The sequence below is a fragment of the Streptomyces sp. NPDC014991 genome, assembly GCF_043080665.1.
Lineage (GTDB): Bacteria > Actinomycetota > Actinomycetes > Streptomycetales > Streptomycetaceae > Streptomyces.
Map to the genome: position 1 here is coordinate 1 of NZ_JBIBVY010000062.1, position 1,587 is coordinate 1,587.

The following is a 1,587-nucleotide window of genomic DNA, read 5'->3' on the forward strand; positions in this document are numbered from 1 at the left end:
TGAGACCTGATGCCGAGCCGATTGTGGTGAAGTGGATGATCCTATGCTGTCGAGAAAAGCCTCTAGCGAGTTTCATGGCGGCCCGTACCCTAAACCGACTCAGGTAGTCAGGTAGAGAATACCGAGGCGTTCGGGTGAACTATGGTTAAGGAACTCGGCAAAATGCCCCCGTAACTTCGGGAGAAGGGGGGCCATCACTGGTGAGAGGACTTGCTCCTCGAGCTGGGGGTGGCCGCAGAGACCAGCGAGAAGCGACTGTTTACTAAAAACACAGGTCCGTGCGAAGCCGTAAGGCGATGTATACGGACTGACGCCTGCCCGGTGCTGGAACGTTAAGGGGACCGGTTAGCTCACTTTCGGGTGGGCGAAGCTGAGAACTTAAGCGCCAGTAAACGGCGGTGGTAACTATAACCATCCTAAGGTAGCGAAATTCCTTGTCGGGTAAGTTCCGACCTGCACGAATGGCGTAACGACTTCTCGACTGTCTCAACCATAGGCCCGGTGAAATTGCACTACGAGTAAAGATGCTCGTTTCGCGCAGCAGGACGGAAAGACCCCGGGACCTTTACTACAGTTTGATATTGGTGTTCGGTTCGGCTTGTGTAGGATAGCTGGGAGACTTTGAAGCAGCCACGCCAGTGGTTGTGGAGTCGTCGTTGAAATACCAGTCTGGTCGTGCTGGATGTCTAACCTGGGTCCGTGATCCGGATCAGGGACAGTGTCTGATGGGTAGTTTAACTGGGGCGGTTGCCTCCTAAAGAGTAACGGAGGCGCCCAAAGGTTCCCTCAGCCTGGTTGGCAATCAGGTGTTGAGTGTAAGTGCACAAGGGAGCTTGACTGTGAGACCGACGGGTCGAGCAGGGACGAAAGTCGGGACTAGTGATCCGGCGGTGGCTTGTGGAAGCGCCGTCGCTCAACGGATAAAAGGTACCCCGGGGATAACAGGCTGATCTTCCCCAAGAGTCCATATCGACGGGATGGTTTGGCACCTCGATGTCGGCTCGTCGCATCCTGGGGCTGGAGTCGGTCCCAAGGGTTGGGCTGTTCGCCCATTAAAGCGGTACGCGAGCTGGGTTTAGAACGTCGTGAGACAGTTCGGTCCCTATCCGCTGTGCGCGTAGGAGTCTTGAGAAGGGCTGTCCCTAGTACGAGAGGACCGGGACGGACGAACCTCTGGTGTGCCAGTTGTCCTGCCAAGGGCATGGCTGGTTGGCTACGTTCGGGAGGGATAACCGCTGAAAGCATCTAAGCGGGAAGCCTGCTTCGAGATGAGGACTCCCACCCACTTGATGGGGTAAGGCTCCCAGTAGACGACTGGGTTGATAGGCCGGATCTGGAAGCACGGTAACGTGTGGAGGTGACCGGTACTAATAGGCCGAGGGCTTGTCCATTGATGCTCGCGTTCACTGTGTTGGTTCTGAGACCACGACCACGTCACCCCGTTTGTGTGGGGTGTTTCGGTTGAAGTGTTTCACCGTGTTTCGGTGGTCATAGCGTGAGGGAAACGCCCGGTTACATACCGAACCCGGAAGCTAAGCCTCACAGCGCCGATGGTACTGCAGGGGGGACCCTGTGGGAGAGTAGGAC

2 rRNA genes are annotated in these 1,587 nt (G+C 56.5%); both read left to right on the plus strand.

The features are described 5' to 3' along the window. Positions 1 to 1,391 (plus strand): 23S ribosomal RNA (locus tag ACF1BE_RS35050); the annotation flags it as partial. Positions 1,392 to 1,480: 89 nt separating this feature from the next. Then, positions 1,481 to 1,587, plus strand: a 5S ribosomal RNA gene (rrf, locus tag ACF1BE_RS35055); the annotation flags it as partial.